The following is a 24,521-nucleotide window of genomic DNA, read 5'->3' as shown; positions in this document are numbered from 1 at the left end:
CGTAACACAGACGTACGCGAGAGCCGTCCTCACCACTCCGGGAGTACGCCACACCATGGCCACGCGCCACGACATCCGCAACGTCGCCATCGTCGCCCACGTCGACCACGGCAAGACCACCATCGTGGACGGCATGCTGAAGCAGGCCGGCGCCTTCGCCGCGCACCAGCTCGAAGGCGTCGACGACCGCATGATGGACTCGAACGACCTGGAGCGTGAGAAGGGCATCACGATCCTGGCCAAGAACACGGCGGTGAAGTACCACCCCAAGGACGGGGGGGACGTCATCACCATCAACATCATCGACACCCCCGGCCACGCCGACTTCGGCGGCGAGGTGGAGCGCGGTCTGTCGATGGTCGACGGTGTCGTCCTGCTCGTCGACGCCTCCGAGGGCCCGCTGCCGCAGACCCGCTTCGTGCTGCGCAAGGCGCTGCAGCAGCGTCTGCCCGTCATCCTCTGTATCAACAAGACGGACCGCCCGGACTCCCGGATCGACGAGGTCGTCAACGAGACCTACGACCTCTTCCTCGACCTGGACGCCGACGAGGAGCAGATCGAGTTCCCGATCGTCTACGCCTGCGGCCGTGACGGCATCGCCTCGCTGACCAAGCCGGAGAACGGCACGGTCCCGGCCGACTCCACCAGCCTGGAGCCGTTCTTCTCCACGATCCTCCAGCACATCCCGGCCCCGACCTACGACGAGGAGGCCCCGCTCCAGGCGCACGTCACCAACCTGGACGCGGACAACTTCCTCGGCCGTATCGCGCTGCTCCGCGTCGAGCAGGGCGAGCTGCGCAAGGGCCAGACCGTCGCCTGGATCAAGCGCGACGGCACCGTCAGCAACGTCCGCATCAGCGAGCTGATGATGACCGAGGCGCTGACCCGCAAGCCCGCCGAGAAGGCCGGCCCCGGTGACATCTGTGCCGTCGCCGGTATCCCGGACATCATGATCGGCGAGACCCTCGCCGACACCGAGAACCCGATTCCGCTGCCGCTGATCACGGTCGACGAGCCCGCGATCTCCATGACCATCGGCACGAACACCTCGCCGCTGGTCGGCCGTGGCGGCACCGGCAAGGGCGCCGACAACAAGGCGGCCGTCAAGGACCGCAAGGTCACCGCCCGCCAGGTCAAGGACCGCCTGGACCGCGAGCTGATCGGTAACGTCTCGCTCCGCGTCATCGACACCGAGCGCCCGGACGCCTGGGAGGTGCAGGGCCGTGGTGAGCTGGCGCTGGCCATCCTGGTCGAGCAGATGCGCCGCGAGGGCTTCGAGCTGACCATCGGCAAGCCCCAGGTCGTCACCAAGGACGTCGACGGCAAGACGTACGAGCCCGTCGAGCGCATGACGATCGACGTCCCCGAGGAGCACATGGGCGCGGTCACGCAGCTCATGGGCGTCCGCAAGGGCCGTATGGACAACATGTCCAACCACGGCTCGGGCTGGGTGCGCATGGAGTTCGTCGTTCCGTCGCGTGGTCTCATCGGTTTCCGGACCGAGTTCCTGACCCAGACCCGCGGCACCGGCATCGGCCACTCCATCCACGAGGGCTTCGAGCCCTGGTTCGGCACCCTGCAGACCCGCAACAACGGCTCGCTGGTCGCCGACCGCGCCGGTGCCGTCACCGCGTTCGCGATGACGAACCTCCAGGAGCGCGGCGTGCTGTTCACCGACCCCGGCACCGAGGTGTACGAGGGCATGATCGTCGGCGAGAACTCGCGCTCCGACGACATGGACGTGAACATCACCAAGGAGAAGAAGCTCACGAACATGCGGTCCTCCTCGGCCGACTCGTTCGAGGCGATCGTCCCGCCGCGCAAGCTCTCCCTGGAGCAGTCCCTGGAGTTCTGCCGCGACGACGAGTGCGTCGAGGTGACCCCGGAGGCGGTCCGTATCCGCAAGGTGAACCTGGACGCCCGCGAGCGTGCCCGCGCCGCGAGCCGCGCCAAGCACGGCTGACCCCCACCGCCGCAGACGGCACCGGGCGCCCCGACAAGGGGCGCTCGGTGCCGTTTTGCGTAGGATGGGGCGAATGGTGCGACTGTCGCCAAGGGGTCCGAGGGGGCGTAGGGAAAACCCTTGAATTCGTTGTGAGTCGCCTTTCAGCGGGTCGGATCCCATTAACCTGCCCGGAAGCAATGCGCCCGCACGGTCGGTGCGTCCAAGCATCGCCGGTATGCGACAGGCAACTGTTTTTTCGGCGAAGGACGTCCGCTATACGGACGCTAACCCCCGATAGATGTGTAACAAGTCCGTTTCGCAGCGATCTCTCCTCAAACCCTTTGTCCGGATTTTGGAAGACCTGGCCCCTATCTGTGATCGAACCGAGACCTCGAGACTGTGGTTCGTCCCCTGGCCGATAGCAGATAGTTAGGCGCGTAGAGCTCGGATGAACGGGTTACGCGCTGACGGGGCGCGGACTTACGAGCGTGGGGGCACCAGACGAACTTCGGCACCGGCGACGGGGCCTGGAGGTGTCGTGTGCTCCCCTTTGCGGTGAACCAGCGGAATTCATGAGGAGGAACCCATGCGAGGTGCCACAAGCGCCATATGGGTCGCGTCGTCCCGGATGGCAGATGTAGGCCCCGCAGGTGCGAGTCCCGGTTCGGCGGTCGCGACGGTGACCAGGCGCCGAGAACTCCCCTGACGCTCCGCTCCGTCGGCCGGTCAGTGCCGATCGCGAGCCAGGGTTCCCCCGGGGGCTCGCCCCCCAGCCGTTGTTCTCCTCGCGCGCTGCGAAAGACGTACGCCGTGCGACGGTCGTCGAACACTCTGCAGTCCCGACGACCTCCAACACCTGTGAAATGGACGAATCATGACGAGTCCAATCGAGCTCGAGGGTGCCGAAACCCCTTCTCTCGTGGACAAGGAGAGCGCGCCGCAGGAAGGCGCCAAGGAGCCGAAGAAGCTTGAGGGACGCAGCCCCGGGCAGTTGATGTGGGGTCGCTTCAAGCGCGACCGCACGGGTGTGACCTCCGCCGTCGTCGTCCTGTTCTTCTTCGTCATCGCCACCGCGGCGCCGCTGATCTCGAAGGTGTACGGCAAGGACCCGTACACGCTCTACGGGCAGGAGCGGCCGGAACTCCTGGACATGTTCACCATGCCGGCGGGGCCCGCCGGTGGCATGACCGGGGAGTTCTGGTTCGGCATCGAGCCGGGCCTGGGCCGGGACGTCTTCACCCAGCTGCTGTACGGCATGCGGACCTCGATGTTCACGGCGCTGGCCGCGACGGTGCTGATGACTGTGATGGGCGTGCTGATCGGCCTGGCGGGCGGCTATTTCGGCGGGAAGTCCGACTACTGGCTCGGCCGGATCACCGACTTCTTCATGGCTCTGCCCAACCAGCTCTTCTTCGTCGCCGCGATGCCCGTCATCACCACGGTGTTCGTCGCTCCGGACGAGGAGACGCCCACCTATGTGCGCACCTGCGCGATCATCATCGTCCTGTCCTTCCTGGGCTGGATGAGCATGGCGCGGCTGATCAGGGCCGCCACCCTGTCCCTGCGTGACCGGGAGTTCATCGAGGCGGCGCGGATCTCCGGGGCCTCGCCCTGGCGGATCATCCGCAAGGAACTGCTCCCCAACATCGTCACTCCGGTGCTGGTGCAGTTCACGCTCACGCTGCCGAGCACCATCCTCAGCATCGCCTTCCTCTCCTTCGTGGGCGTCGGGTACGTCGAACCCACCCCGGACTGGGGGCGGATGTTCGCCATCGGCGCGCGCATCATCGAGCAGGACCCGTACTACATGCTCTTCCCCGGCGTGGCCATGGTGGTCTTCGTCGTGGCCTTCAACCTTCTCGGTGACTCGGTGCGGGATGCCTTCGATCCCAAGACGGGCCGCTGAGGGTCCCCCCACTCACGGGCAGGCCACGGCCTCTTGCCCACGTCGGCTTCGGTCCCCACGGCCCGGCTCCGGCCAGCTACCAGCAGTGCTCACAACTCACAGGCAGGTGGATTCCACTCCATGAGCATCTTCCGTAACCGCACGACCACAGCTGCGCTAGTCGCGGTGGCCGCCGGAGCCCTGACCCTCACCGCCTGCGGTGGCGGCAGCGGCAGCTCGGCGAAGGACAACAGCAAGAGCAAGGAGGACGCCAAGTCGCAGTCCAAGCCGGTGCAGATCGGCGATGCGAAGGCGTCCACCGGCCCCGCTGCCGAGGTCCCCGGTGCCAAGGCGGGCGGCACCGCGACCGTCTACCAGGAGGCGGACTTCTCCCACCTGGACCCGGGCCAGATCTACGTCTCGGACGGAAAGCTGCTCAGCCGCCTCATCTACCGCGGTCTGACCCAGTACTCCGAGGACGACCAGGGCAACCTGACCGTCGTGGGCGACCTCGCCACCGACGCGGGCAAGGTCTCCGACGGCGGCAAGACCTGGACCTACACCCTGAAGTCCGGCCTGAAGGACGAGAACGGCAACCCGATCAACTCGGCGGACATCCGCCACACGGTCGAGCGCCTGTACGCGACCTACATCACCGACGGCCCGACGTACCTGCAGCAGTGGCTGTCCGGTGCCGGCACCACCTACCGTGACGCCTACGCGGGTCCGGACAAGGGCAAGCACCTGCCGGACAGCGTCCTGGAGACGCCGGACGACAAGACGGTCGTCTTCCACTTCAAGGACGCGCAGCCCGACCTTCCGCAGATGCTGACCATGCCCGGTTACAGCCTCGTCCCGGAGGAGACGGACACCAAGGAGAAGTACGACAACGACCCGGTCTCGTCGGGCCCGTACAAGATCGCCGACTTCAAGCCGGGCAAGTCGATGAAGCTCGTCAAGAACACCCAGTGGGACCCGAAGTCCGACTCGGTGCGCCACCAGTACGTCGACGGCTTCAACATCGAGATGAACCACGACGACGAGGACCAGACCAAGACCCTCCTCGCCGACCAGGGCGACGCCAAGAACGCGATGATGTTCACGGGTCAGGTCGCCACCACGCAGCTGCAGGCCGTCGTGGGCGACAAGAGCGTCATGGGGAAGCGCACCATCGAGGGCTACGCACCCTACGTGTGGCAGCTCAACTTCAACCTGGACCGCGTCAAGGACAAGAAGCTCCGTGACGCCATCACGCTGGCGCTGCCGGCCTCCTCGGTCTTCAAGGCCGACGGTGGTGCCTACGGCGGTGAGACCGCCAACTCGCTGATGTCGCCGACCACTCCGGGCTACGACGAGAAGTACGACCCGTTCAACCGGGCCAAGAAGCCCAACGGTGACATCGAGGCCGCCAAGAAGCTGATCGAGGAAGGCGGCTTCAAGGGCAAGAAGCTCGTCTACGCCTACGGCAACACGCCGGTCCGTCAGCAGCAGGCCGTCCTGATCGCCGACGCGCTGGAGAAGATCGGCCTCGACATCCAGAAGAAGGAGATCGACTCCGCCACCTGGTACGAGCAGGTCGGCAAGGTCAAGAACGGCTACGACCTGTACATGACCGGTTGGGGCCAGGACTGGCCGTCCGCGTCCACGGTCTTCCCGCCGCTGTACGACGGCACGACCATCCAGGACGGCGCGTCGAACTACTCGCACATCAATGACGAGCACGTCAACTCCGAGATCGCCCGCATCGTGAAGATCACGGACACCGCCCAGGCCACCAAGGCGTGGGACGCGCTCAACAAGTACATCACCGAGAAGGTCAACCCGGCCGCCCCGATCTACTACACCAAGGTCTTCCAGATCTTCGGTTCGAACATCGGCGGCATCCGCTACAGCTCGGACTCGAGCTACGTGGACGTCACCCGGGTCTTCCTGAAGAAGTAACCCGCTTCGTCGGCAATCGGTGGTGGGCGCGTGGCGGAGCGCCCACCACCGGGGCCCGGTTCCCCCAGACTTTCCCATCGACTGCCGCCGTCCTGAGAGCAGCTGCCTGCCATGCTTCAATTCCTCGTTCGCCGGACGTTCGGCGCGGCGCTGATTTTGCTGTTGATCAGTGCGTTCACGTTCTTCATGTTCTTCGCCATTCCGCAGGACCCGGCCCTGCTGGCCTGTGGCAAGAACTGCACTCCGGACGCGCTGGCGATCATCCACAAGAACCTCGGCCTCGACTCGCCGGTCCCCGTTCAGTACTGGAACTTCCTCGTCGGCATATTCGTCGGCCGGGACTTCGCCGTCGGCCACTGCGACGCCCCCTGCTTCGGTGTCTCGTTCGCCAACAACCAGAACGTCTGGGACACGATCCTCGACCGCTTCCCGCTGACCATCTCGCTGACCGCAGGCAGCCTGCTGGTCTTCCTCACGCTCGGCCTCGGCGCCGGTCTGCTGGCCGCCAAGTACCGCGGCACCTGGCTGGACAAGGTGTTCAGCTCGGGTTCGCTGGTCATCAGCTCCATGCAGATCTACTTCCTCGGCCCGCTCGTGCTGCTCGGCCTGGTCTACAGCACCGGCTGGCTCGACAAGCCGAAGTACGTGCCGATCAGCGAGGACCTCGGCGGCTGGTTCATGGGCCTGTTGATCCCCTGGGTCGTCATGGCGACCATCTTCACCGCCAACTACACACGTATGGCCCGCTCCTCGATGATCGAGCAGCTGCAGGAAGAGCATGTGAAGGCGGCCCGCGCCAAGGGCATGTCGAGCAACTTCGTCTTCTTCCGCTACGCCTGGCGCGGCTCCCTCATCCCCATCGTCACCATCCTCGGCATCGACCTGTCCTCCCTGCTGGCGGGCGGCATGGTGACGGAGCTGACGTTCGGTCTGGCCGGTCTCGGCCGACTCGCGTTGGAATCCGTCGTCAACAAGGACCTGCCGATGCTCATGGGCGTCATGCTGATCAGCGCCGCGCTCATCATCGTCTTCAACCTGATCGTGGACGCCCTGTACGCCGTCATCGACCCGCGCGTGCGGCTGTCCTAGGAGAACCACCGTGACCACTCAGACCAAGCCCGAAGAGGCCGCGGCCACCGCCGCGGAGCGGGCCTTTCTCTCGGTACGTGACCTCAAGGTCCACTTCTCCACCGAGGACGGCGTCGTCAAGGCGGTGGACGGGCTCTCCTTCGACCTGGAGCGCGGCAAGACCCTCGGCATCGTCGGTGAGTCCGGCTCCGGCAAGTCGGTGACCAACCTCGCCGTTCTCGGCCTGCACAACCGCAAGAACACCGCCATCGACGGGTCGATCACGCTGGACGGTCAGGAGCTGACCGACGCCGGCGAGAAGCAGCTGGAGACGCTGCGCGGCAAGAAGATGGCGATGATCTTCCAGGACGCGCTGACCGCGCTGTCGCCGTACTACACGGTCGGCCGCCAGATCGGTGAGCCGTTCATGAAGCACACCGGGGCCTCCAAGCGGGACGCCCGGGTGCGCGCCATCGACCTGCTGGAGAAGGTGGGCATCCCGCATCCGCAGCAGCGGGTCGACGACTACCCGCACCAGTTCTCCGGCGGTATGCGGCAGCGCGCCATGATCGCGATGGCGCTCGCCTGCGACCCGGACCTGCTCATCGCCGACGAGCCCACCACGGCGCTCGACGTGACGGTGCAGGCGCAGATCCTCGACCTGCTCAAGGACCTGCAGCAGGAGTTCGGCTCCGCCATCATCATGATCACCCACGACCTCGGCGTGGTCGCCAACATGGCCGACGACATCCTCGTGATGTACGCGGGCCGCGCGGTCGAGCGGGGCACGGTGCGCGAGGTGCTCAAGGCGCCTCAGCACCCGTACACCTGGGGCCTGTTGGGGTCGATGCCGAGGCTCACGTCCGATGTCGACGAGCCGCTGGTGCCGATCCCCGGATCGCCTCCCTCGCTGCTCAACCCGCCCTCGGGCTGTGCCTTCCACCCGCGGTGCGGCTTCACCGAAGAGGTTCCTGGAGGCCGTTGCTCCAGTGAGCGGCCGCCGCTCGCCCCAGGGCGAGCCGCCGCGTGTCACCTGACGGGGGACCAGCGGCAGCAGCTGTTCATCGAGACGATTCAGCCCCGGCTGGGCTGAGCCAAACCGGGACTGGGGCATCACCATGAGCGACAACAGCAACACCACGACGGCGGTCGCCGACGCGATCCCGCAGCAGCGGGACGAGGACAGCACACCGCTCCTTAAGGTCACCGGCCTGAAGAAACACTTCCCGATCAAAGGCGGCTTCCCGATCCGGCGAACCGTCGGCCATGTCAAGGCCGTCGACGGTGTCGACCTGGAGGTCTTCCCGGGCGAGAGCCTCGGCCTGGTCGGCGAGTCCGGCTGCGGCAAGTCGACGACCGGGCGGCTGCTGACCCGGCTGTACGAGCCGACCGAGGGCACCATCGAGTACAAGGGGCGGGACATCAGTCACGCCAGCCGGTCGAAGATGGCGCCGATCAGGTCCGAGATCCAGATGATCTTCCAGGACCCGTACACCGCGCTGAACCCGCGGCAGACGGTCGGCAAGATCATCTCGGGCCCGATGGAGATCAACGGGATCAACCCGCCCGGGGGCCGGGAGAAGCGGGTCCGCGAGCTCCTGGAGATCGTCGGTCTCAACCCGGAGCACTACAACCGCTTCCCGCACGAGTTCTCGGGCGGCCAGCGCCAGCGCATCGGTGTCGCGCGAGCCGTCGCGCTGGAGCCGAAGCTGATCATCGCGGACGAGCCGGTCTCGGCCCTCGACGTGTCGATCCAGGCCCAGGTGGTGAACCTGCTGCAGGAAGTGCAGCGGGAGATGGGGATCGCCTTCGTCTTCATCGCCCACGACCTGGCGATCGTGCGGCACTTCTCGCAGCGCGTCGCGGTGATGTACCTCGGCAAGGTCGTGGAGATCGCGGACCGCGACTCGCTCTACAACCGGCCCCGTCACCCCTACACGCACGCGCTGCTGTCGGCGGTGCCGGACGCGGACATCGACGCGGCCAAGCGGGAGCGGATCCGCCTCGCGGGTGACGTGCCCTCCCCGATCAGCCCGCCGTCCGGCTGCCGGTTCCGTACGCGCTGCTGGAAGGCGCAGGACAAGTGTGCGACGCAGGAGCCGCCGCTGCTGCGCATCGACGGCAGCAAGCAGGGGCACCTGACGGCGTGCCACTTCCCGGAGGAGCCCACCATCGCGGACCGCGGTGAGGACGTGGTGCTGGACCAGGGCCTGAAGGCCCTGGAGGACAACGCCGACGGCGGCACGGCGGTCTCGAAGAGCTGACCGACGGAATCGCCATGGGACCGGGTGCGGGAGTCGACTCTCCCGCACCCGGTCTTTCGTATTCGTATTCGTATTCGTGTGTGTACGTGGGCGTCAGGCGGTGATCCGCGACCGCGCCCAGTGACACGCCACCTGCGCCTGCGCATCCCCGCCGAGCACCTCCGGATCCTCGTCCCGGCAGGCGTCCGCCACTCCCGCCCGTTCCGCCTCCCCGCTCGCCAGCACCTGACAGCGGGCGTGGAAACGGCATCCGGAGGGGATGCGGGTCGGGTCCGGAGGCTCGCCGGTCAGGACCACCGGATCGCCGGGAGCCTCCGGCAGGACCGACAACAGGGCCTGGGTGTACGGGTGTCGGGGCGCCGTGAGCACCTGCTCCACGTCCCCCGTCTCCACGATCCGGCCCAGGTACATCACCGCCACCCGGTCCGCGATGTTCCACGCCAGCCCCAGGTCGTGCGTCACCACCAGCGCCGACAGACCGAGATCGGTGCGCAGCCGCAGCAGCAGGGCGAGGATCTCGCCGCGTACGGAGGCGTCCAGGGAGGCCACCGGCTCGTCGGCGACGAGGAGTTCGGGTTCGAGGACCAACGCGCCCGCGATGACCACGCGTTGGCGCTGACCGCCGGAGAGTTCGTGCGGATAGCGCAGGAAGAAGCGCTCCGGGGGCCGCAGTCCGGCCCGGGACAGCGCCCCGGCCACCGCCGCACGCTCGTCGCCGCCGTGGCCGTGGATCCGCAGGCCCTCCGCCACCGCGTCGTACACCGTGTGTCGTGGGTTCAGCGATCCCGTCGGGTCCTGGAGGACCAGCTGGACGCGCCGCCGGTACGCCTTCAGGGCCCGCGAGGAGTACCGCAGTGGCTCGCCGTCGAAGACGACCCGCCCCTCGGTCGGCGGCTCCAGGCCGAGCAGGGCGCGGGCCAGCGTCGTCTTGCCGCAACCGGACTCGCCGACCAGCGCCACGATCTCCCCGGCGCCGATGTCGAGTTCGACACCGTCCACCGCGCGGGCGGGCGGGGCGCCGTGCCGGCCGGGATAGGTGACGTGCAGGCCCTGTGCGCTCAAGAGGGTCATGATCCGCTCCTCGCGGCCGGTGCCGCCCGTACATGGACGCAGGCCGCCCGCCGGTCCTCGGCGGCCTCGTACAGCTCCTGGTCGTCCACCGCGCAGGACTCCAGCACGACCGGACAACGCGGATGGAAGGCGCACCCGGACGGCACGGCGGACGGGTCCGGCGGATCGCCCGGCAGGCCGCGCGGCGCGAACCGCGACGCCGGGTCGCCGATCCTCGGGAACGCCTCCGAGAGCGCCTTGCCGTAGGGGTGCCTGGCGTCCTCGTAGACCTTGCGCGCCGGGCCCTCCTCGACCACACGGCCCGCGTACATCACCGCCAGCCGGTCACAGGTGTCGGCGAGGACCGCCAGGTCGTGGCTGATCGCGATCAGGCCCAACTCCTGCTCCGCGACGAGCTGTTCGATGAGGCGGAGGATCTGCGCCTGGATCATCACGTCCAGGGCGGTGGTCGGCTCGTCGGCGACGATCAGCCGGGGGTCGCAGGCGAGTGCCATGGCGATCATGACGCGCTGACGCTGGCCGCCGGAGAGTTCGTGCGGATACGCCGACGCCCGTGCCGCGGGGAGCCCCACCTGCTCCAGCAGCTCGCCGGCCCGCTTCTTCGCGCCCGCCGGGGTCGCCCTCCCATGCAGCAGGATCGGCTCGGCGATCTGGTCGCCGACGCGGTGGACCGCGTTCAGCGAGTGCATCGCGCCCTGGAAGACGATGGAGGCCCCGGCCCAGCGCACCGCCCGCACCCGCCCCCACTTCATGGTGAGGACGTCCTCCCCGTCCAGCAGGACCTGCCCGCCGATCCGGGTACCGGCCGGCAGCAGCCGCAGCAGCGCGAGGGCGAGCGTGGACTTGCCGCACCCCGACTCACCCGCGATGCCGAGCTTCTGCCCGGCCGCCAGCGTCAGATCGACACCCCGCACGGCGGCGGCTCCGCCGGCGTAGGTCACCGTGAGGTCTCTTACGTCGAGGAGGCTCAAGGTGTCACCCCCGGTGTGGGGTTGAGGGCGGGTTTCGTGGCAGGTCGGCGGGGCGGGTGGACCGGCCCTGCGCTGGTGTCGGCAGGGCTTCGGCGTGTGGGCGGTGAGGAGGCGACCTCCCGCGAGGCGGCTGTTGCGTCGCGGGAGGTCGCCGCGCGGGCCCAGACTGCGAGCGGCTTCAACGCCCCACCCCCAGCCTGGGGTTGAGCACGGACTCCACCGCGCGCCCGCACAGCGTGAACGCCAGTGCCACCACCGCGATGGCGATGCCCGGCGGCACCAGATACCACCAGTTCCCGGAGCTGACCGCCCCCGCCTCCCGCGCGTCCTGGAGCAGCCCGCCCCACGACACGACGTTCGGATCGCTCAGCCCCAGGAAGGCGAGGGTCGCCTCGGCGAGGATGGAGGACGAGATCATCAGCGTCGTCTGGGCGAGCACCAGCGGCATCACATTGGGCAGCACATGCCGGGACATGACATGCCAGTGCCCGCCGCCCAGCGCCTTCGCGCGTTCGATGTACGGCCGTGACTCCACCGCCAGCGTCTGCGCCCGCACCAGCCGGGCCGTGGTCGGCCAGGAGGTCACGCCGATCGCCAGGACGACCGTGCCCAGCGAGCGGGGCAGCACGGTGGCCAGCGCGATGGCGAGGACCAGGGTCGGCATCACCAGGAACCAGTCGGTGATCCGCATCAGCACGGTGGCGTACGCCCCCTTGAAGTGCCCCGCGGTGATCCCGACCGTCGTGCCGATCGCCACCGACAGCGCCGCCGCGAGCAGCCCGACCAGCAGCGACACCCGCGAGCCCCACACCAGCAGGCCCAGCAGATCACGCCCGAACCGGTCGGTCCCCAGCGGGAACTCACCGCTCGGGCTCTCCATCGGCTGCCCCGGCGCCCGGGTCACTCCGGCCACGTCGGAGCCGATCGTGAGCGGGGCGGTCAGGGCGAGCAGCGCGAACAGGGCGAGGGCGATCAGTCCCACCAGCCCGGCGCGGTGGGTGCGGTACTGCTTCCAGAACCGTACGACGGACTGGCGCCGCCGCTGCCGGGCGAGCGCGCGCGGGCCGACCGCCTGAGTCTTCGTCTCGGTCGTCATCGGCCCACCCGAGGGTCGAGCAGCGGATAGACCAGGTCGGCCAGGGTGTTCATGACGATCACCGCCGCTGCGAAGAAGAGGAACAGGCCCTGCACCAGCGGCAGATCGGGCACGCTGAGCGCCTGGTAGAACAGCCCGCCGAGCCCCGGCCAGGAGAAGACCGTCTCGACGAGGATCACGCCCGCGACCGTCCGGCCCAGATTGACGAAGACCAGCGTCACCGTCGGCAGCAGCGCGTTCGGCACGGCATGCCGGCGCCGCACCAGGTCGTCCCTGAGGCCCTTGGCGCGGGCGGTCGTCAGATAGTCGCTGCCCATCTCGTCCAGCAGCGCGGAGCGGGCCACCAGCAGGGTCTGGCCGTACTCGACCGCGACCAGCGTGACGACGGGCAGGATCAGATGGTGGGCGACGTCGAGGACGTACGCGAAGCCCTCCTCACCGCCGGACTCCATGCCTCCGGTCGGGAACAGCCCGGGAATCGGGCCGATCCCCACCGAGAACACGATGATCAGCAGCAGGCCCAGCCAGAACGACGGGATCGAGTAGAGGGTGAGGGCCAGACCTGTGTTCAGGCGGTCGCCGAGCCCTCCGTGCCGCCAGGCCGAGCGGGTGCCCAGCACGATGCCGAGCACGGTGTACAGCACGAACGCGGTGCCGGTGAGCAGCAGGGTGTTGGGCAGTGCCTCGGAGATCTTGTCGACGACGGGCGCCCGGAACTGGTACGACGTCCCGAGATCCCCGGTGAGCGCCTTGCCGCAGTAGTCGGTGAACTGCTCCCACAGCGGCAGATCGAGCCCGAACTCCCGCCGATAGGCGGCGAGTTGCTCCTCGGAGATGGGGCGGCCGCCCGTCATGGTCTTGACGGGGTCGCCGGGAATCAGCCGGAACAGGAAGAACCCGGTGACGAGGACGGCGAGCAGGGAGACGGCGGCGCCGCCCACCTTGCCGGCGCCGTAGCGCAGATAGCGCGTGCTGAGGCGCGCCCGCGGTCCCCGGACCGCGGGCGCGGCGGCCTTGACGGCCGGAGCGGAGGGTGCGTCGGCGGTCATGGGCGGCTACTCGCGCTCCTCGGCGGTCGCCCGGCGGCGCAGAGCGAAGAACACTCCCGCGCCGACGAGGACGGCGGCACCGGCGACGACCCCGATGACGACACCTGTCGAACCGGAGCCGTCGGAGACGGTGTCGGAGTCCGCCGGGGTCGCCGACCACCAACTCCAGTAGCCGTCCTGCCCGTAGATGTTGCCCGCCTTCTCGGGCATCGTCGTGATCGACTTGATCTGGTCCGTGCGATAGGCCTCGACCGCGTTCGGATACGCCATGACGTTCATGTACCCGAGGTCGTACAGCCGGGACTCCATCTGCTTGACGAGGTCCGCCCGTTTGGCCGGGTCGTACTCGGCGAGCTGCTTGGCGTACAGGTCGTCGTACGTCTTGTCGCAGATGAAGTTGTCCGTCGCGCCCGTGTCCTTCGGCGTCGCGGGCAGCGCGCCGCAGGTGTGGATCGACAGCACGAAGTCCGGGTCGGGGTTGACGGACCAGCCGTCGAAGGCGATGTCGTAGGTGCCCGCGAGCCAGGGATCGCTGACGTTGTCCAGGCAGTTGAGGTCCACGCCGATGCCGAGCTCGCCCCACCACTCCTGGAGGTACTGCCCTATGGCCTTGTCGTTGGGGTCGGTGGCATGGCACAGGACGCGGTAGGTGATCGGCTTGCCGTCCTTGCCGAGGCGCTTGCCGTCGCCGTTCTTCTTGTAGCCCGCCTGGTCGAGGAGTCGGGCGGCCTTCGCGGGGTCGTAGGCGAGTTCCTGCCCGTCCGCCGGCTGCCAGAAGTACGTGGAGAAGCGCGGCGGGATGTAGCCCTCGCCCCGCACCGCGTGCCCCTGGAACACCCGGTCGATGATGGTGTCGCGGTCGACCGCCGTGAACAGGGCGTGCCGCACCCGCTCGTCCAGCAGGGAGGGGTCGCCGTCACCGAACTTCTGGCCGTTTTTCGCCCGTGCCCCCGGGTTGGTGGCGAGGGCGTAGAAGCGGCGGCCGGGCGCGTCGTTGACGTGGATGTTCTTCTCGCCCTTGAGGGAGGCAGCCTGAGCGGGTGTCAGGGACGGGGACCCGGCGACGAAGGAGACCTCGCCCTTGCGCAGGGCGGCGACCGCGGCGTCCTGGTCCTTGTAGTACCGGAAGACCAGCTCGTCGAACTTCGGTGCCCCGCGCCAGAAGTCCTTGTTGGCCTTGAGACGGACGTAGCTGTCGGGCTTGTAGTCGGTGAGGATGAACGGCCCGTTCCCGACGACGGGGAAGTCCTTGTCGTTGTTGAACTTCGAGAAGTCGCCGACCTTCTCCCAGACGTGCTTCGGCACGATCGGCACATCAAGTGCCGTCATCGTGGCCTGCGGCTTCTTCAGCTCGATGACCAGCTCGGTGGGGCTCGGGGCCGTCACCTTCCGGAAGTTGCCGACGAAGCTGCCGTTGGCGGTGGCCGCACCCTCGTCGGTCATCATCTTGTTGAACGTCCACGCCGCGTCCTCGGCGTCCGCCTGCTGTCCGTCCGACCACTTGGAGTCGGAGCGGATCGTGTACGTCCAGGTCAGCTTGTCCGGCGACGACTTCCACTCGGTCGCCAGGGCCGGGACGGCATGGGCGTCCCCCGGGTCGTAGTTCGTGAGGTACTCGTACATCAGCCGGTGGATGCTGGTGCTGAGGAGCCGCGACGCCAGGAACGGGCTCAGTGAGTCGACACTCTGTGCGACCGCGACGGTGAGGACCTTGTCGCCGTCCGCCGCCACCGCCTGGTGCGGCACGAGTCCGGCCGACAGCGTCAGGGCTGCGGCTGCGGCGGCGAGAAGGCGCCGCACTCTGCTGTGCTGCTGTGGAGTGCTCATGATCGTGACCTCACGTCATCGCTTGCACAGGGACGGCTTGTTGGACTGTCAGCGCTTTACTGCGCGCGTGAACAGCGCATGAAACCCCATGTGGCCTGCGGAAACAACGAAGTGATGAGATTGAGACAGCCAATGGTCCACACCGGTGAAGACCACCTGGTCAATCCCTGACGGTCCGGCAGGGCGAAGGCGAGGCATGCCGGATACCGCCGCGCCGACCGGCCGGCCGACGGTTGCCGCCGAAAGAGCTAACGGCGCCTCGGATGGGTGCCGTGCGCATGCACAGCCCTTCGCGGCTGCCGATATTTGCTGCCAGGGCGCGGCGACACAGGGCGGCGCAGTCAGGAGGACGCACCATGCGCGGAGCCAGGCACGCCGGACGGGCCGTTTGCGCGGTGGTGGTCGCCCTCGCGGCGACGGCCTGCGGAGGCGGGGGTGACAGCGCCGGCGGCGGTGGCGAGGTGCTCAGCTCCTCGTGGACCGATCCGCAGAACCCGTTGGAACCGGCCAACACCAACGAGGTGCAGGGCGGCAAGGTGCTCACCATGATCTTCCGCGGGCTGAAGCAGTACGACCCGAAGACCGGCGAGGCCGAGGACATGCTCGCCGAGAAGATCGAGACCCCGGACTCCCGCAACTACACCGTCACCCTCAAGGACGGCTGGACCTTCAGCAACGGCGAGAAGGTCACCGCCCGGTCCTTCGTGGACGCCTGGAACTACGGGGCGAGCCTGAAGAACAACCAGAAGAACGCCTACTTCTTCAGCTACATCGAGGGCTACGACCAGGTCCACCCGGCGAAGGGCGAGCAGAGCGCCGAGACGATGTCCGGGCTGAAGGTGCTGGACGAGCGGACCTTCACCGTCCGGCTCAGCCAGAAGTTCTCCAGCTTCCCCGACACCCTCGGCTACAACGCCTTCGTCCCGCTGCCCCGGGCGTTCTTCGACGACCACGCCGGCTGGCTGGACAAGCCCGTCGGCAACGGCCCGTACGCCGTGGAGTCGTACACCAAGGGCTCCGAGATGCGCCTGACGACATGGGACGCCTACCCGGGCGAGGACGCGGCCCGCAACGACGGCGTCACGCTCAAGGTCTACACCGACAACAACACGGCCTACACCGACCTGATGGCCGGCAACCTCGACCTCGTCGACGACGTCCCGGCCCAGCAGCTGGGCAACGTCCGGGGCGACCTGGGCGGCCGCTACCTCAACACCCCGGCCGGCATCATCCAGACCCTGGCCTTCCCCCACTACGACAAGGACTGGAACAAGCCCGGCTCGGTCAAGGTCCGCAAGGGACTGTCCCGGGCGATCGACCGCGAGCAGATCACCAAGACCATCTTCCAGGGGACCCGCACCCCCGCCACCGACTGGACCTCACCCGTCCTCGGCGCGGAGGGCGGCTACAAGGAGGGGCTGTGCGGTGAGTGGTGCCAGTACGACGCCGCCGCGGCCAAGAAGCTGATCAAGGAGGGAGGCGGGCTGCCCGGCGGGCAGGTGAAGATCACGTACAACGCGGACACCGGCTCCCACAAGCTGTGGGTGGACGCCGTCTGCAACTCCATCAACAACGCCCTGGACAACGACCGGGCCTGCGTCGGCAACCCGATGGGCACCTTCGCCGACTTCCGCAGCAAGAGCACGACGCAGAAGCTCTCCGGTCCCTTCCGGGCGGGCTGGCAGATGGACTACCCGCTGACCCAGAACTTCCTCCAGCCGCTCTACTACACGAACGCCTCCTCCAACGACGGCAAATGGTCCAGCGAGGAGTTCGACAAGCTCGTCGACGAGGCGAACGCCGAGACCGACCCCGCGAAGGCCGTCCAGACCTTCCAGAAGGCCGAGGAGGTCGTCCGGGACAACATGGCGGCCATCCCGCTCTGGTACCAGAACGGCAGCGCCGGCTGGTCGGAGCGGCTGTCGAACGTGGCCCTCAACCCGTTCAGCGTTCCCGTCTACGACCAGATCAAGGTCGGCTGAGCCCGCCATGGGGCAGTACGTCGTCCGGCGTCTGCTGCAGATGGTCCCGGTGTTCATCGGGGCCACGATGCTGATCTTCCTCATGGTGAACGTGATGGGCGACCCCGTCGCGGGCCTGTGCGGCGACCGGCAGTGCGACCCGGCGACGGCGGCGCAGCTGCGGAAGGAGTTCGGCCTCGACAAGCCCGTGTGGCAGCAGTACCTGACCTACATGGGGAACGTCTTCACCGGCGACTTCGGTACGGCGTTCAACGGCCAGGAAGTCACCGAGCTGATGTCGACGGCCTTCCCCGTCACCATCCGGCTGACGATCGTGGCGATCGTCTTCCAGGTGGTCATCGGGATCACCCTGGGCGTCGTCACGGGCCTGCGCCGCGGCCGCCCCGTCGACACCGGCGTCCTGCTCCTCACCCTCGTCGTCATCTCCGTCCCCACCTTCGTCACCGGTCTGCTGCTCCAGCTGCTGCTCGGCGTGGAGTGGGGCTGGATCCGCCCGTCCGTCTCCCCGGCGGCCCCCTTCGGCGAGTTGCTGATCCCGGGCCTGGTCCTGGCCTCGGTCTCCCTGGCGTACGTCACCCGCCTGACCCGCACCTCCATCGCGGAGAACCGGCGCTCCGACTACGTCCGTACGGCCATCGCCAAGGGCCTGCCCAGACACCGCGTGGTCACCCGCCACCTTCTGCGCAACTCCCTCATCCCGGTCGTCACCTTCATCGGCGCCGACATCGGCTTCCTCATGGGCGGGGCGATCGTCACCGAGCGGATCTTCAACATCCACGGCGTCGGCTACCAGCTCTACCAGGGCATCCTGCGCCAGAACACGCAGACCGTCGTCGGCTTCGTGACGGTCCTCGTCCTCGTGTTCCTCCTCTGCAACCTGGTCGTCGACCTCCTGTACGCCGTACTCGACCCGAGGATCCGCTATGCCTGACCAGCCGCTCCCGTCCGACGGGGCGATCTCCGGCAGCGGTACGTCCGGCGCGATGCACCTGGCCGCCAGTGAGGCGGAGACCCTGGAGCGGCGGCCTTTCGGCGGGCGGTCGCCGGTCGGCCCGGAACCGACGGAGCCGCAGCCGACCGCCGTCCCGGCCGAACGTGCCCGCAGCCTCTGGTCCGACGCCTGGCGCGACCTGCGCCGCAACCCGGTCTTCGTCCTCTCGTCCCTGATCATCCTCTTCCTGGTCCTCATCTCCCTGTGGCCCGCGGCGATCACCTCCGGCAGCCCCCTCGCATGCGACCTCGCCAAGGCCCAGCAGGGCTCCGCGCCCGGCCATCCCTTCGGCTACGACGGACAGGGCTGCGACGTCTACACGCGCACGGTCTACGGCGCCCGTACCTCCGTCATGGTCGGCGTCTGCGCCACGCTCGGGGTCGCGCTCCTCGGCTCGGTACTGGGCGCGCTCGCCGGCTTCTTCGGCGGGCTCTGGGACTCGCTCCTCTCCCGCATCACCGACATCTTCTTCGCCATCCCGGTGGTCCTCGGCGGCCTGGTCCTGCTCTCGGTGGTGACCAGCAACTCCGTCTGGCCGGTCATCGGCTTCATCGTGCTGCTCGGCTGGCCCCAGATCTCCCGCATCGCGCGCGGCGCGGTCATCACCGCCAAACACAACGACTACGTCCAGGCCGCCCGAGCCCTGGGCGCCTCCCACTCCCGCGTCCTGCTCCGCCACATCGCGCCCAACGCCGTAGCCCCGGTGATCGTGGTGGCGACGATCGCACTCGGCACGTACATCGCCCTGGAGGCAACCCTGTCCTACCTCGGCGTAGGCCTGAAACCCCCGAGCGTCTCCTGGGGCATCGACATCTCGGCCGCTTCCCCCTACATCCGCAACGCCCCCCACGCCCTGCTCTGGCCCTCCGGCGCCCTGGCCATCACGGTCCTGGCCTTCATCATGCTGGGCGACGCGGTACGCGACGCCCTGGATCCGAAGTTGAGGTGAGGGAGCCATGGGTTCGGTGACGCGCGATCTCCCATCCCCGGCGACGTGGTGCGCGATGCCCTCGGGCCGAGGGCGAGGTGCGGGCGGCGTGGGTCCGCGGTGCGCGGTGGGAGTGGGCTTGGCCTCCGGGGGACGGGGCGGGGAAGGCGGCCCTGTCGGGCGTCCGGTGCTCTCGGGGTCGCGGCTGGGGCGTTCATCGTTTGGGCGACGTGGTGGGCGAAGTCCTCGGGCCGAGGTCGGGGTGCGGGCGTTGTGGGTTTCGCGGTGCGGGGTGTGGGTGGGCGCGGCCTCGGGAGGCCGGGGTGGGGGAGACAGCCGTCCTGCCGGGCGTCCGCTGTCCCTTCTGCGTCCATGGAGTCGCGGCTGCGGCTTTCACTCCCTCGGCGACGTGGTGCGCGACGTCCTCGGTCGGAGGGCGAGGTGCGGGCGGCGTGGGTCCGCGGTGCGCGGTGGGACTGGGCTTGGCCTCGGGGGCCGGGGCGGGGGAGGCGGCCCTTGCCGGGCGTCCGCCGCTCCTCCGGTGCTCTCGGAGTCGTGGCGGCGGCGTTCATCGTTTGGGCGACGTGGTGGGCGATGCCCTCGGGCCGAGGGCGAGGTGAGGGCGTCGTGGGTTCGCCGTGCGGGGTGTGGGTGGGCCTGGCCTCGGGAGGCCGGGGCGGTGGTCCTGTCGGGCGTCCGCTGCCCTCGCGGGTGCCGTTGCGGGCTTCATCGTCTTGGCGGCGCCGTGTGCGACGCCCTCGAACCGAAGGTGAGGTGAGGTCGGGGCATGTTGCTCGAAGTGCGTGATCTGTATGTGGAGTTCCGGACTCGGGACGGGGTCGCCAAGGCGGTCAACGGGGTCAGTTACGGCGTGGACGCGGGGGAGACGCTGGCGGTGCTCGGGGAGTCCGGGTCCGGGAAGTCGGTGACCGCTCAGGCGGTGATGGGGATTCTGGACGTGCCGCCGGGGCGGATCGCCGGGGGCGAGATCCTCTTTCAGGGCCGGGACCTGCTGAAGCTGAGGGAAGAGGAGCGGCGCAAGGTCCGCGGGGCCGAGATGGCGATGATCTTCCAGGACGCGCTGTCCTCGCTGAACCCGGTGCTGACCGTCGGGGATCAGCTCGGCGAGATGTTCGTCGTGCACCGGGGGATGTCGCGGAAAGACGCCCGCGCGAAGGCCGTGGAGCTGATGGACCGCGTGCGCATCCCGGCCGCCAAGGAGCGCGTCAAGCAGTACCCGCACCAGTTCTCCGGCGGCATGCGCCAACGCATCATGATCGCGATGGCCCTCGCCCTCGAACCGTCCCTCATCATCGCCGACGAGCCCACCACCGCCCTCGACGTCACCGTCCAGGCCCAGGTCATGGAGCTGCTCGCGGAGCTGCAGCGCGAGTACGCCATGGGGCTGATCCTCATCACCCACGACCTCGGCGTGGTCGCGGACGTGGCCGACCGGATCGCCGTGATGTACGCGGGCCGCATCGTCGAGTCGGCCCCGGTCCACGACATCTACAAGGCGCCCGCCCACCCGTACACCCGAGGCCTGCTGGACTCCATCCCACGCCTGGACCAGAAGGGGCAGGAGCTCTACGCGATCAAGGGCCTGCCCCCCAACCTCATGGACATCCCGCAGGGCTGCGCCTTCCACCCCCGCTGCCCGATGGCCCGGGACGTGTGCCGCACCGACGTTCCCCCGCTGGGCGAGGTCGACGAAGTACGCGGCAGCGCCTGCCACTTCTGGAGGGAGTGCCTGAATGGCTGAGGAGGCGGAGGCGATCCTCGAGGTCCGCGGACTCGTCAAGCACTACCCGCTCACCCAGGGCGTCCTCTTCAGGAAGGAGGTCGGCTCGGTCAAGGCGGTCGACGGCGTCGATTTCACGCTCCGCCGCGGCGAAACCCTCGGCATCGTCGGCGAATCCGGCTGCGGCAAGTCGACGGTCGCCAGGATGCTGGTCAACCTCGAACGACCGACGGTCGGCTCGATCAAGTACAAGGGCGAGGACATCACCAGGCTCTCCGGCCGCGCCCTGAAGGCCGTACGGCGCAACATCCAGATGGTCTTCCAGGACCCGTACACCTCCCTCAACCCCCGCATGACGGTGGGCGACATCATCGGCGAGCCGTACGAGATCCACCCCGAGGCGGCCCCGAAGGGCGACCGGCGCAAGAAGGTCCAGGAGCTGCTGGACGTGGTCGGCCTCAACCCCGAGCACATCAACCGCTATCCGCACCAGTTCTCCGGCGGCCAGCGCCAACGCATCGGCATCGCCCGGGGGTTGGCCCTGCGCCCGGAGGTCATCGTCGCCGACGAACCCGTCTCCGCGCTGGACGTCTCCGTCCAGGCCCAGGTCATCAACCTGATGGACCGCCTCCAGAACGAGTTCGACCTCTCCTACGTCTTCATCGCCCACGACCTGTCGATCGTCCGGCACATCTCCGACCGGGTCGGGGTGATGTACCTCGGACGGATCGTGGAGATCGGCAGGGACGCCGAGATCTACGACCACCCCACGCACCCCTACACCCAGGCCCTGCTCTCCGCGGTCCCCGTCCCCGACCCGGAGGCCCGTGCGCACCGCGAGCGCATCATCCTCGCCGGCGACGTCCCGTCCCCGACGAACGTCCCCTCCGGCTGCCGCTTCCGCACGCGCTGCTGGAAGGCCCAGGAACGCTGCGCCCAGGAGGTACCGACGCTCGCGGTGCCGCCCCATCTCGGAGGCGATCCGACCGGGCCCGCGGCGCACGACTCGGCCTGTCATTTCGCCGAGGAGAAACAGGTGGTGCGGGCGGAGCCGAGGCCATAACCGGTGCCCTCGCCAGGGGGGCATAGCCGCACAAACACACCCGAACCGCGTTAACACGCAGGCAACTTGGCCGACCCGATCCCGATATACGGACACGTCAGGCTGAACAGCGTACGGCCGTGCGGGTGCCGTAAACGGACCGGGGTGCGCCATGTCACCCCGGTCCGTTGCTGTTCAGGCGAGCCCGAGCGAGCGCTTCAGGAAGTCCACCTGAAGCAGCAGCAGATTCTCCGCGACCTGCTCCTGCGGGGTCATGTGCGTCACTCCGGACAGCGGCAGCACCTCGTGTGGCCGGCCGGCGGCCAGCAGGGCCGAGGACAGACGCAGGGCGTGCGCGACGACCACGTTGTCGTCGGCCAGGCCGTGCACGATCATCAGCGGGCGGTGCGGCTCGGCGGGGGAGGACAGGCCGTCGTCGGTGACGAGCGAGCTTTTCGCGTACGACTCCGGCTGCGCGGCCGGGTCGCCCAGGTACCGCTCCGTGTAGTGCGTGTCATAGAGACGCCAGTCCGTGACCGGCGCCCCCGCGATGCCCGCGTGGAAGACGTCCGGGCGGCGCAGCACCGCGAGGCCCGCCAGCCAGCCGCCGTACGACCAGCCGCGGATCGCCACCCGGGACAGATCGAGGGGGTGGGACTTCGCGAGGTCCTGGAGCGCGTCGACCTGGTCGTCGAGGGAGACCGTGAAGTCCCCATGGACCGCCTTCTCCCAGGCGGGCGAGCGGCCCGGCGTACCTCGGCCGTCCGCGACGACGACGGCGAACCCCTGGTCGGCGAACCACTGCGAGGTCAGGTGGGCGTTGTGCGCGGCGACGACCCGGGGGCCGTGCGGTCCCCCGTAGGGATCCAGCAAAACCGGGAGCGGGGTGTCACCGGCGTAGTCCCGAGGCATAAGCACGGCGCACGGGATGCGACGTGCGCCCCCTTCGGTGAGGGTCACGCGCGGGGTCAAACCGGGATCTTCGGCATATGACCGGACCGTCGCCCTCACCTTTCCGTCGCGCAGTACCCGCACCTGACCCCCGGGCCGATCGAGCGCGTAGGAGACCAGCACCGTGACGCCCCCGGCACGTACCGCCGCGTGCACGCCGGGCTCCTGCGACACACGCTCCACGCCGAGCTCGTTCACCCGGTACACATGCACTTCGCCGATCTCGGGGTCCGCCGCGCCCTCGCCCGCCGACGCCGAGATCAGCACGTCGTCGTCGGAGACGTCCAGCACCGCGCGGACGTGCAACTGCGGTCCGGTCAGCGGGCGTTCGCCCACCGTGAGCACCCGCGCGCCCCCCTCGTCGGCGATGCGCACCAGCTGCCCGGAGGGGCTCCAGCAGGGCACACCGGCGAAAAGTTCCAGCCATTGTGGATCTTCGTCCGCGTGCACCATCCGCGTCGCCCCCGTCGCCGGGTCCACGGCCAGGAACAACTGGCTGCGCTGGTCCCGCGCCTGGACGAGCAGCAGCGGCGCACCCGCCGCTGACCAGTGCACTCGTGTCAGATAGGGGTAGCGCGCCCGGTCCCACCTGACCTCCGTGCGGATCCCGTCCAGGTCGATCACGAACAGCTGTACATCCGCGTTCCCGGTCCCCGCCGCCGGGTACGCGACGCGCTGCGGTTCGCTCTCCGGACGCGCCGGATCGGCGATCCACCACCGGCGCACCGGCGAGTCGTCCGCGCGCGCCACCAGCAGCAGGTCCGACTCCGGACCCCACCAGAAGCCCCGGTAACGCCCCATCTCCTCGGCCGCGATGAACTCGGCCAGTCCATAGGTGACCCCGTCCGACTCCGGCTCGGCGAGCGCACGGTCGCCCTCGCCCTCGGCACCCACCACCCGCAGGGCGCCCTGTGCGACGTACGCGATGTGCCGACCGTCGGGGGAGGGACGCGGGTCGATCACCGGCCCGGGGACCGGGAGTTCACGTGCCGTGCCGGCTCGCAGCTCGGCCGTGAAAAGCCGCCCTGACAAGGCAAAAGACGCCAACTCCACAGCGTTGTCGGTGGCGTGGGCGACGATGCCGGCGCCCGCCTCACGGCTGCGCTCGCGCCGGGCCCGCTCCTCGGGCGAGAGGTCTTCCGAGGCGCCGCCCAGGAGGGCGCGCGGGTCGGCCGCCATGCGCTCCTCGCCGTCCGCCGTGTCGAGGACCCAGAGCGAACTCGCCGGATCCGTACCGGAGGTGGAGCGCAGGAACGCGACCCGGCTGCCGTCGGGCGCCACCGTGAACGCGCGGGGCGCGCCGAGGGTGAAGCGCTGGGTGCGGGCGTGCCGGCGCGGGAAGGAGACAGGCTCGGTCGTCATGCCCTGACCATATTGGCCAGTGCGCCCCCTTGTGCGGCTGTGCGCCGATCGATGCGCACGCCCGGATAGTTATGATCACAACTGCATAGTGGGTATGAACCTGCTGGCTGCTGTATGGATTTATCTGCCCCCATAGTCCGACCCCCCGCCCTTGGGATTCTTGGAGGTGAGCCGCCGTGGCACTCTCGATTTCGGCGGTGGTGCTGCTGGCGATCATCGTCTTCCTGCTGATCAAGAAGTCAGGACTGAAGGCGGGTCATGCGGTCGTCTGCGCGCTACTCGGGTTCTATCTGGCGTCCTCGACCGTCGCCCCCACCATCAGTGAGCTGACGACGAACATCGCGGGCATGATCGGCAGCATCAAGTTCTGAGCAGCGGGCGCGCCGCTGTCGGTGCCGCCTCGTAGG

The 24,521-nt window shown here is 68.7% G+C and carries 18 protein-coding genes; 12 read left to right on the top strand and 6 right to left on the bottom strand.

Annotation, left to right across the window (positions count from 1 at the left end; translation table 11 throughout):
* Positions 1-55 precede the first annotated feature (55 nt).
* The 6 genes from typA (at position 56) to BLU79_RS18080 (ending at position 9,103) form a co-directional block, all read left to right on the top strand.
* The gene (gene typA, locus BLU79_RS18105; protein WP_093906814.1) at positions 56-1,963 is read left to right on the top strand and encodes a translational GTPase TypA; all 1,908 of its coding nucleotides are present in this window, start codon (positions 56-58) and stop codon (positions 1,961-1,963) included.
* 856 nt (positions 1,964-2,819) lie between these two features.
* Positions 2,820-3,851 (top strand): ABC transporter permease, encoded by a 1,032-nt coding sequence (locus BLU79_RS18100; protein ID WP_093906813.1) that lies wholly within the window; start codon positions 2,820-2,822, stop codon positions 3,849-3,851.
* Positions 3,852-3,971: 120 nt separating this feature from the next.
* Positions 3,972-5,771 carry an ABC transporter substrate-binding protein gene (locus BLU79_RS18095; protein ID WP_093906812.1) on the top strand — a complete coding sequence of 600 codons (1,800 nt, stop codon included), beginning with the start codon at positions 3,972-3,974 and terminating at the stop codon, positions 5,769-5,771.
* A 111-nt stretch (positions 5,772-5,882) separates the two neighbouring features.
* A complete protein-coding gene (locus BLU79_RS18090) occupies positions 5,883-6,860 on the top strand; it encodes an ABC transporter permease (protein ID WP_093906811.1) in 978 nt (325 codons plus the stop codon).
* A 10-nt stretch (positions 6,861-6,870) separates the two neighbouring features.
* Positions 6,871-7,932, top strand: a complete 1,062-nt coding sequence (locus BLU79_RS18085) for an ABC transporter ATP-binding protein (RefSeq protein ID WP_093906810.1) — start codon at positions 6,871-6,873, stop codon at positions 7,930-7,932.
* A gap of 25 nt (positions 7,933-7,957) precedes the next feature.
* Positions 7,958-9,103 carry an ABC transporter ATP-binding protein gene (locus tag BLU79_RS18080; RefSeq protein ID WP_093906809.1) on the top strand — a complete coding sequence of 382 codons (1,146 nt, stop codon included), beginning with the start codon at positions 7,958-7,960 and terminating at the stop codon, positions 9,101-9,103.
* A 93-nt stretch (positions 9,104-9,196) separates the two neighbouring features.
* Here the strand turns inward: BLU79_RS18080 and BLU79_RS18075 are convergent, their stop codons facing one another.
* From BLU79_RS18075 to BLU79_RS18055, 5 genes are all read right to left on the bottom strand, one after another.
* Positions 9,197-10,174 (bottom strand): ABC transporter ATP-binding protein, encoded by a 978-nt coding sequence (locus BLU79_RS18075; RefSeq protein ID WP_093906808.1) that lies wholly within the window; start codon positions 10,172-10,174, stop codon positions 9,197-9,199.
* Entirely contained in the window at positions 10,171-11,145 is a 975-nt protein-coding gene (locus BLU79_RS18070; RefSeq protein ID WP_093906807.1) for an ABC transporter ATP-binding protein, read from the bottom strand. Before BLU79_RS18070 ends, BLU79_RS18075 begins: the two co-directional genes overlap by 4 nt.
* Before the next feature lie 178 nt (positions 11,146-11,323).
* Positions 11,324-12,241, bottom strand: a complete 918-nt coding sequence (locus BLU79_RS18065) for an ABC transporter permease (protein ID WP_093906806.1) — start codon at positions 12,239-12,241, stop codon at positions 11,324-11,326.
* A complete protein-coding gene (locus BLU79_RS18060; protein WP_093906805.1) occupies positions 12,238-13,290 on the bottom strand; it encodes an ABC transporter permease in 1,053 nt (350 codons plus the stop codon). Before BLU79_RS18060 ends, BLU79_RS18065 begins: the two co-directional genes overlap by 4 nt.
* 6 nt (positions 13,291-13,296) lie before the next feature.
* On the bottom strand, positions 13,297-15,117 hold the full coding sequence (locus BLU79_RS18055; protein ID WP_093906804.1) for an ABC transporter substrate-binding protein: 1,821 nt from the start codon (positions 15,115-15,117) through the stop codon (positions 13,297-13,299).
* 356 nt (positions 15,118-15,473) lie between these two features.
* Between BLU79_RS18055 and BLU79_RS18050 the strand changes: the two genes are divergently transcribed.
* The 5 genes from BLU79_RS18050 to BLU79_RS18030 all read left to right on the top strand — a co-directional run bounded on the left by BLU79_RS18050 (position 15,474) and on the right by BLU79_RS18030 (position 21,822).
* Positions 15,474-17,099, top strand: a complete 1,626-nt coding sequence (locus tag BLU79_RS18050; RefSeq protein ID WP_093906803.1) for a peptide ABC transporter substrate-binding protein — start codon at positions 15,474-15,476, stop codon at positions 17,097-17,099.
* Positions 17,100-17,106: 7 nt separating this feature from the next.
* Positions 17,107-18,030 carry an ABC transporter permease gene (locus tag BLU79_RS18045; RefSeq protein ID WP_093906802.1) on the top strand — a complete coding sequence of 308 codons (924 nt, stop codon included), beginning with the start codon at positions 17,107-17,109 and terminating at the stop codon, positions 18,028-18,030.
* Positions 18,023-19,039 (top strand): ABC transporter permease, encoded by a 1,017-nt coding sequence (locus BLU79_RS18040; protein WP_093906801.1) that lies wholly within the window; start codon positions 18,023-18,025, stop codon positions 19,037-19,039. The genes BLU79_RS18045 and BLU79_RS18040 overlap by 8 nt, the downstream gene beginning before the upstream one ends.
* 766 nt (positions 19,040-19,805) lie before the next feature.
* Complete coding sequence (locus BLU79_RS18035; RefSeq protein ID WP_093906800.1) at positions 19,806-20,780, top strand: ABC transporter ATP-binding protein; 975 nt, start codon at positions 19,806-19,808, stop codon at positions 20,778-20,780.
* Entirely contained in the window at positions 20,773-21,822 is a 1,050-nt protein-coding gene (locus tag BLU79_RS18030; protein ID WP_093906799.1) for an ABC transporter ATP-binding protein, read from the top strand. The genes BLU79_RS18035 and BLU79_RS18030 overlap by 8 nt, the downstream gene beginning before the upstream one ends.
* Positions 21,823-21,996: 174 nt before the next feature.
* Here BLU79_RS18030 and BLU79_RS18025 read toward each other — a convergent pair whose 3' ends face one another.
* A complete protein-coding gene (locus BLU79_RS18025) occupies positions 21,997-24,114 on the bottom strand; it encodes a S9 family peptidase (protein ID WP_093906798.1) in 2,118 nt (705 codons plus the stop codon).
* 176 nt (positions 24,115-24,290) lie between these two features.
* Here BLU79_RS18025 and BLU79_RS18020 point away from each other — a divergent pair, with 176 nt between their 5' ends.
* Positions 24,291-24,485: a hypothetical protein gene (locus BLU79_RS18020; RefSeq protein WP_093906797.1), complete on the top strand. Its 195-nt coding sequence runs from the start codon at positions 24,291-24,293 to the stop codon at positions 24,483-24,485.
* Positions 24,486-24,521: the final 36 nt, after the last annotated feature.

Origin of the sequence: Streptomyces sp. cf386, assembly GCF_900103585.1 — a bacterium.
In the GTDB taxonomy this organism is placed as follows: Bacteria; Actinomycetota; Actinomycetes; order Streptomycetales; family Streptomycetaceae; genus Streptomyces.
This window is presented reverse-complemented; position numbering and strand designations above follow the sequence as displayed.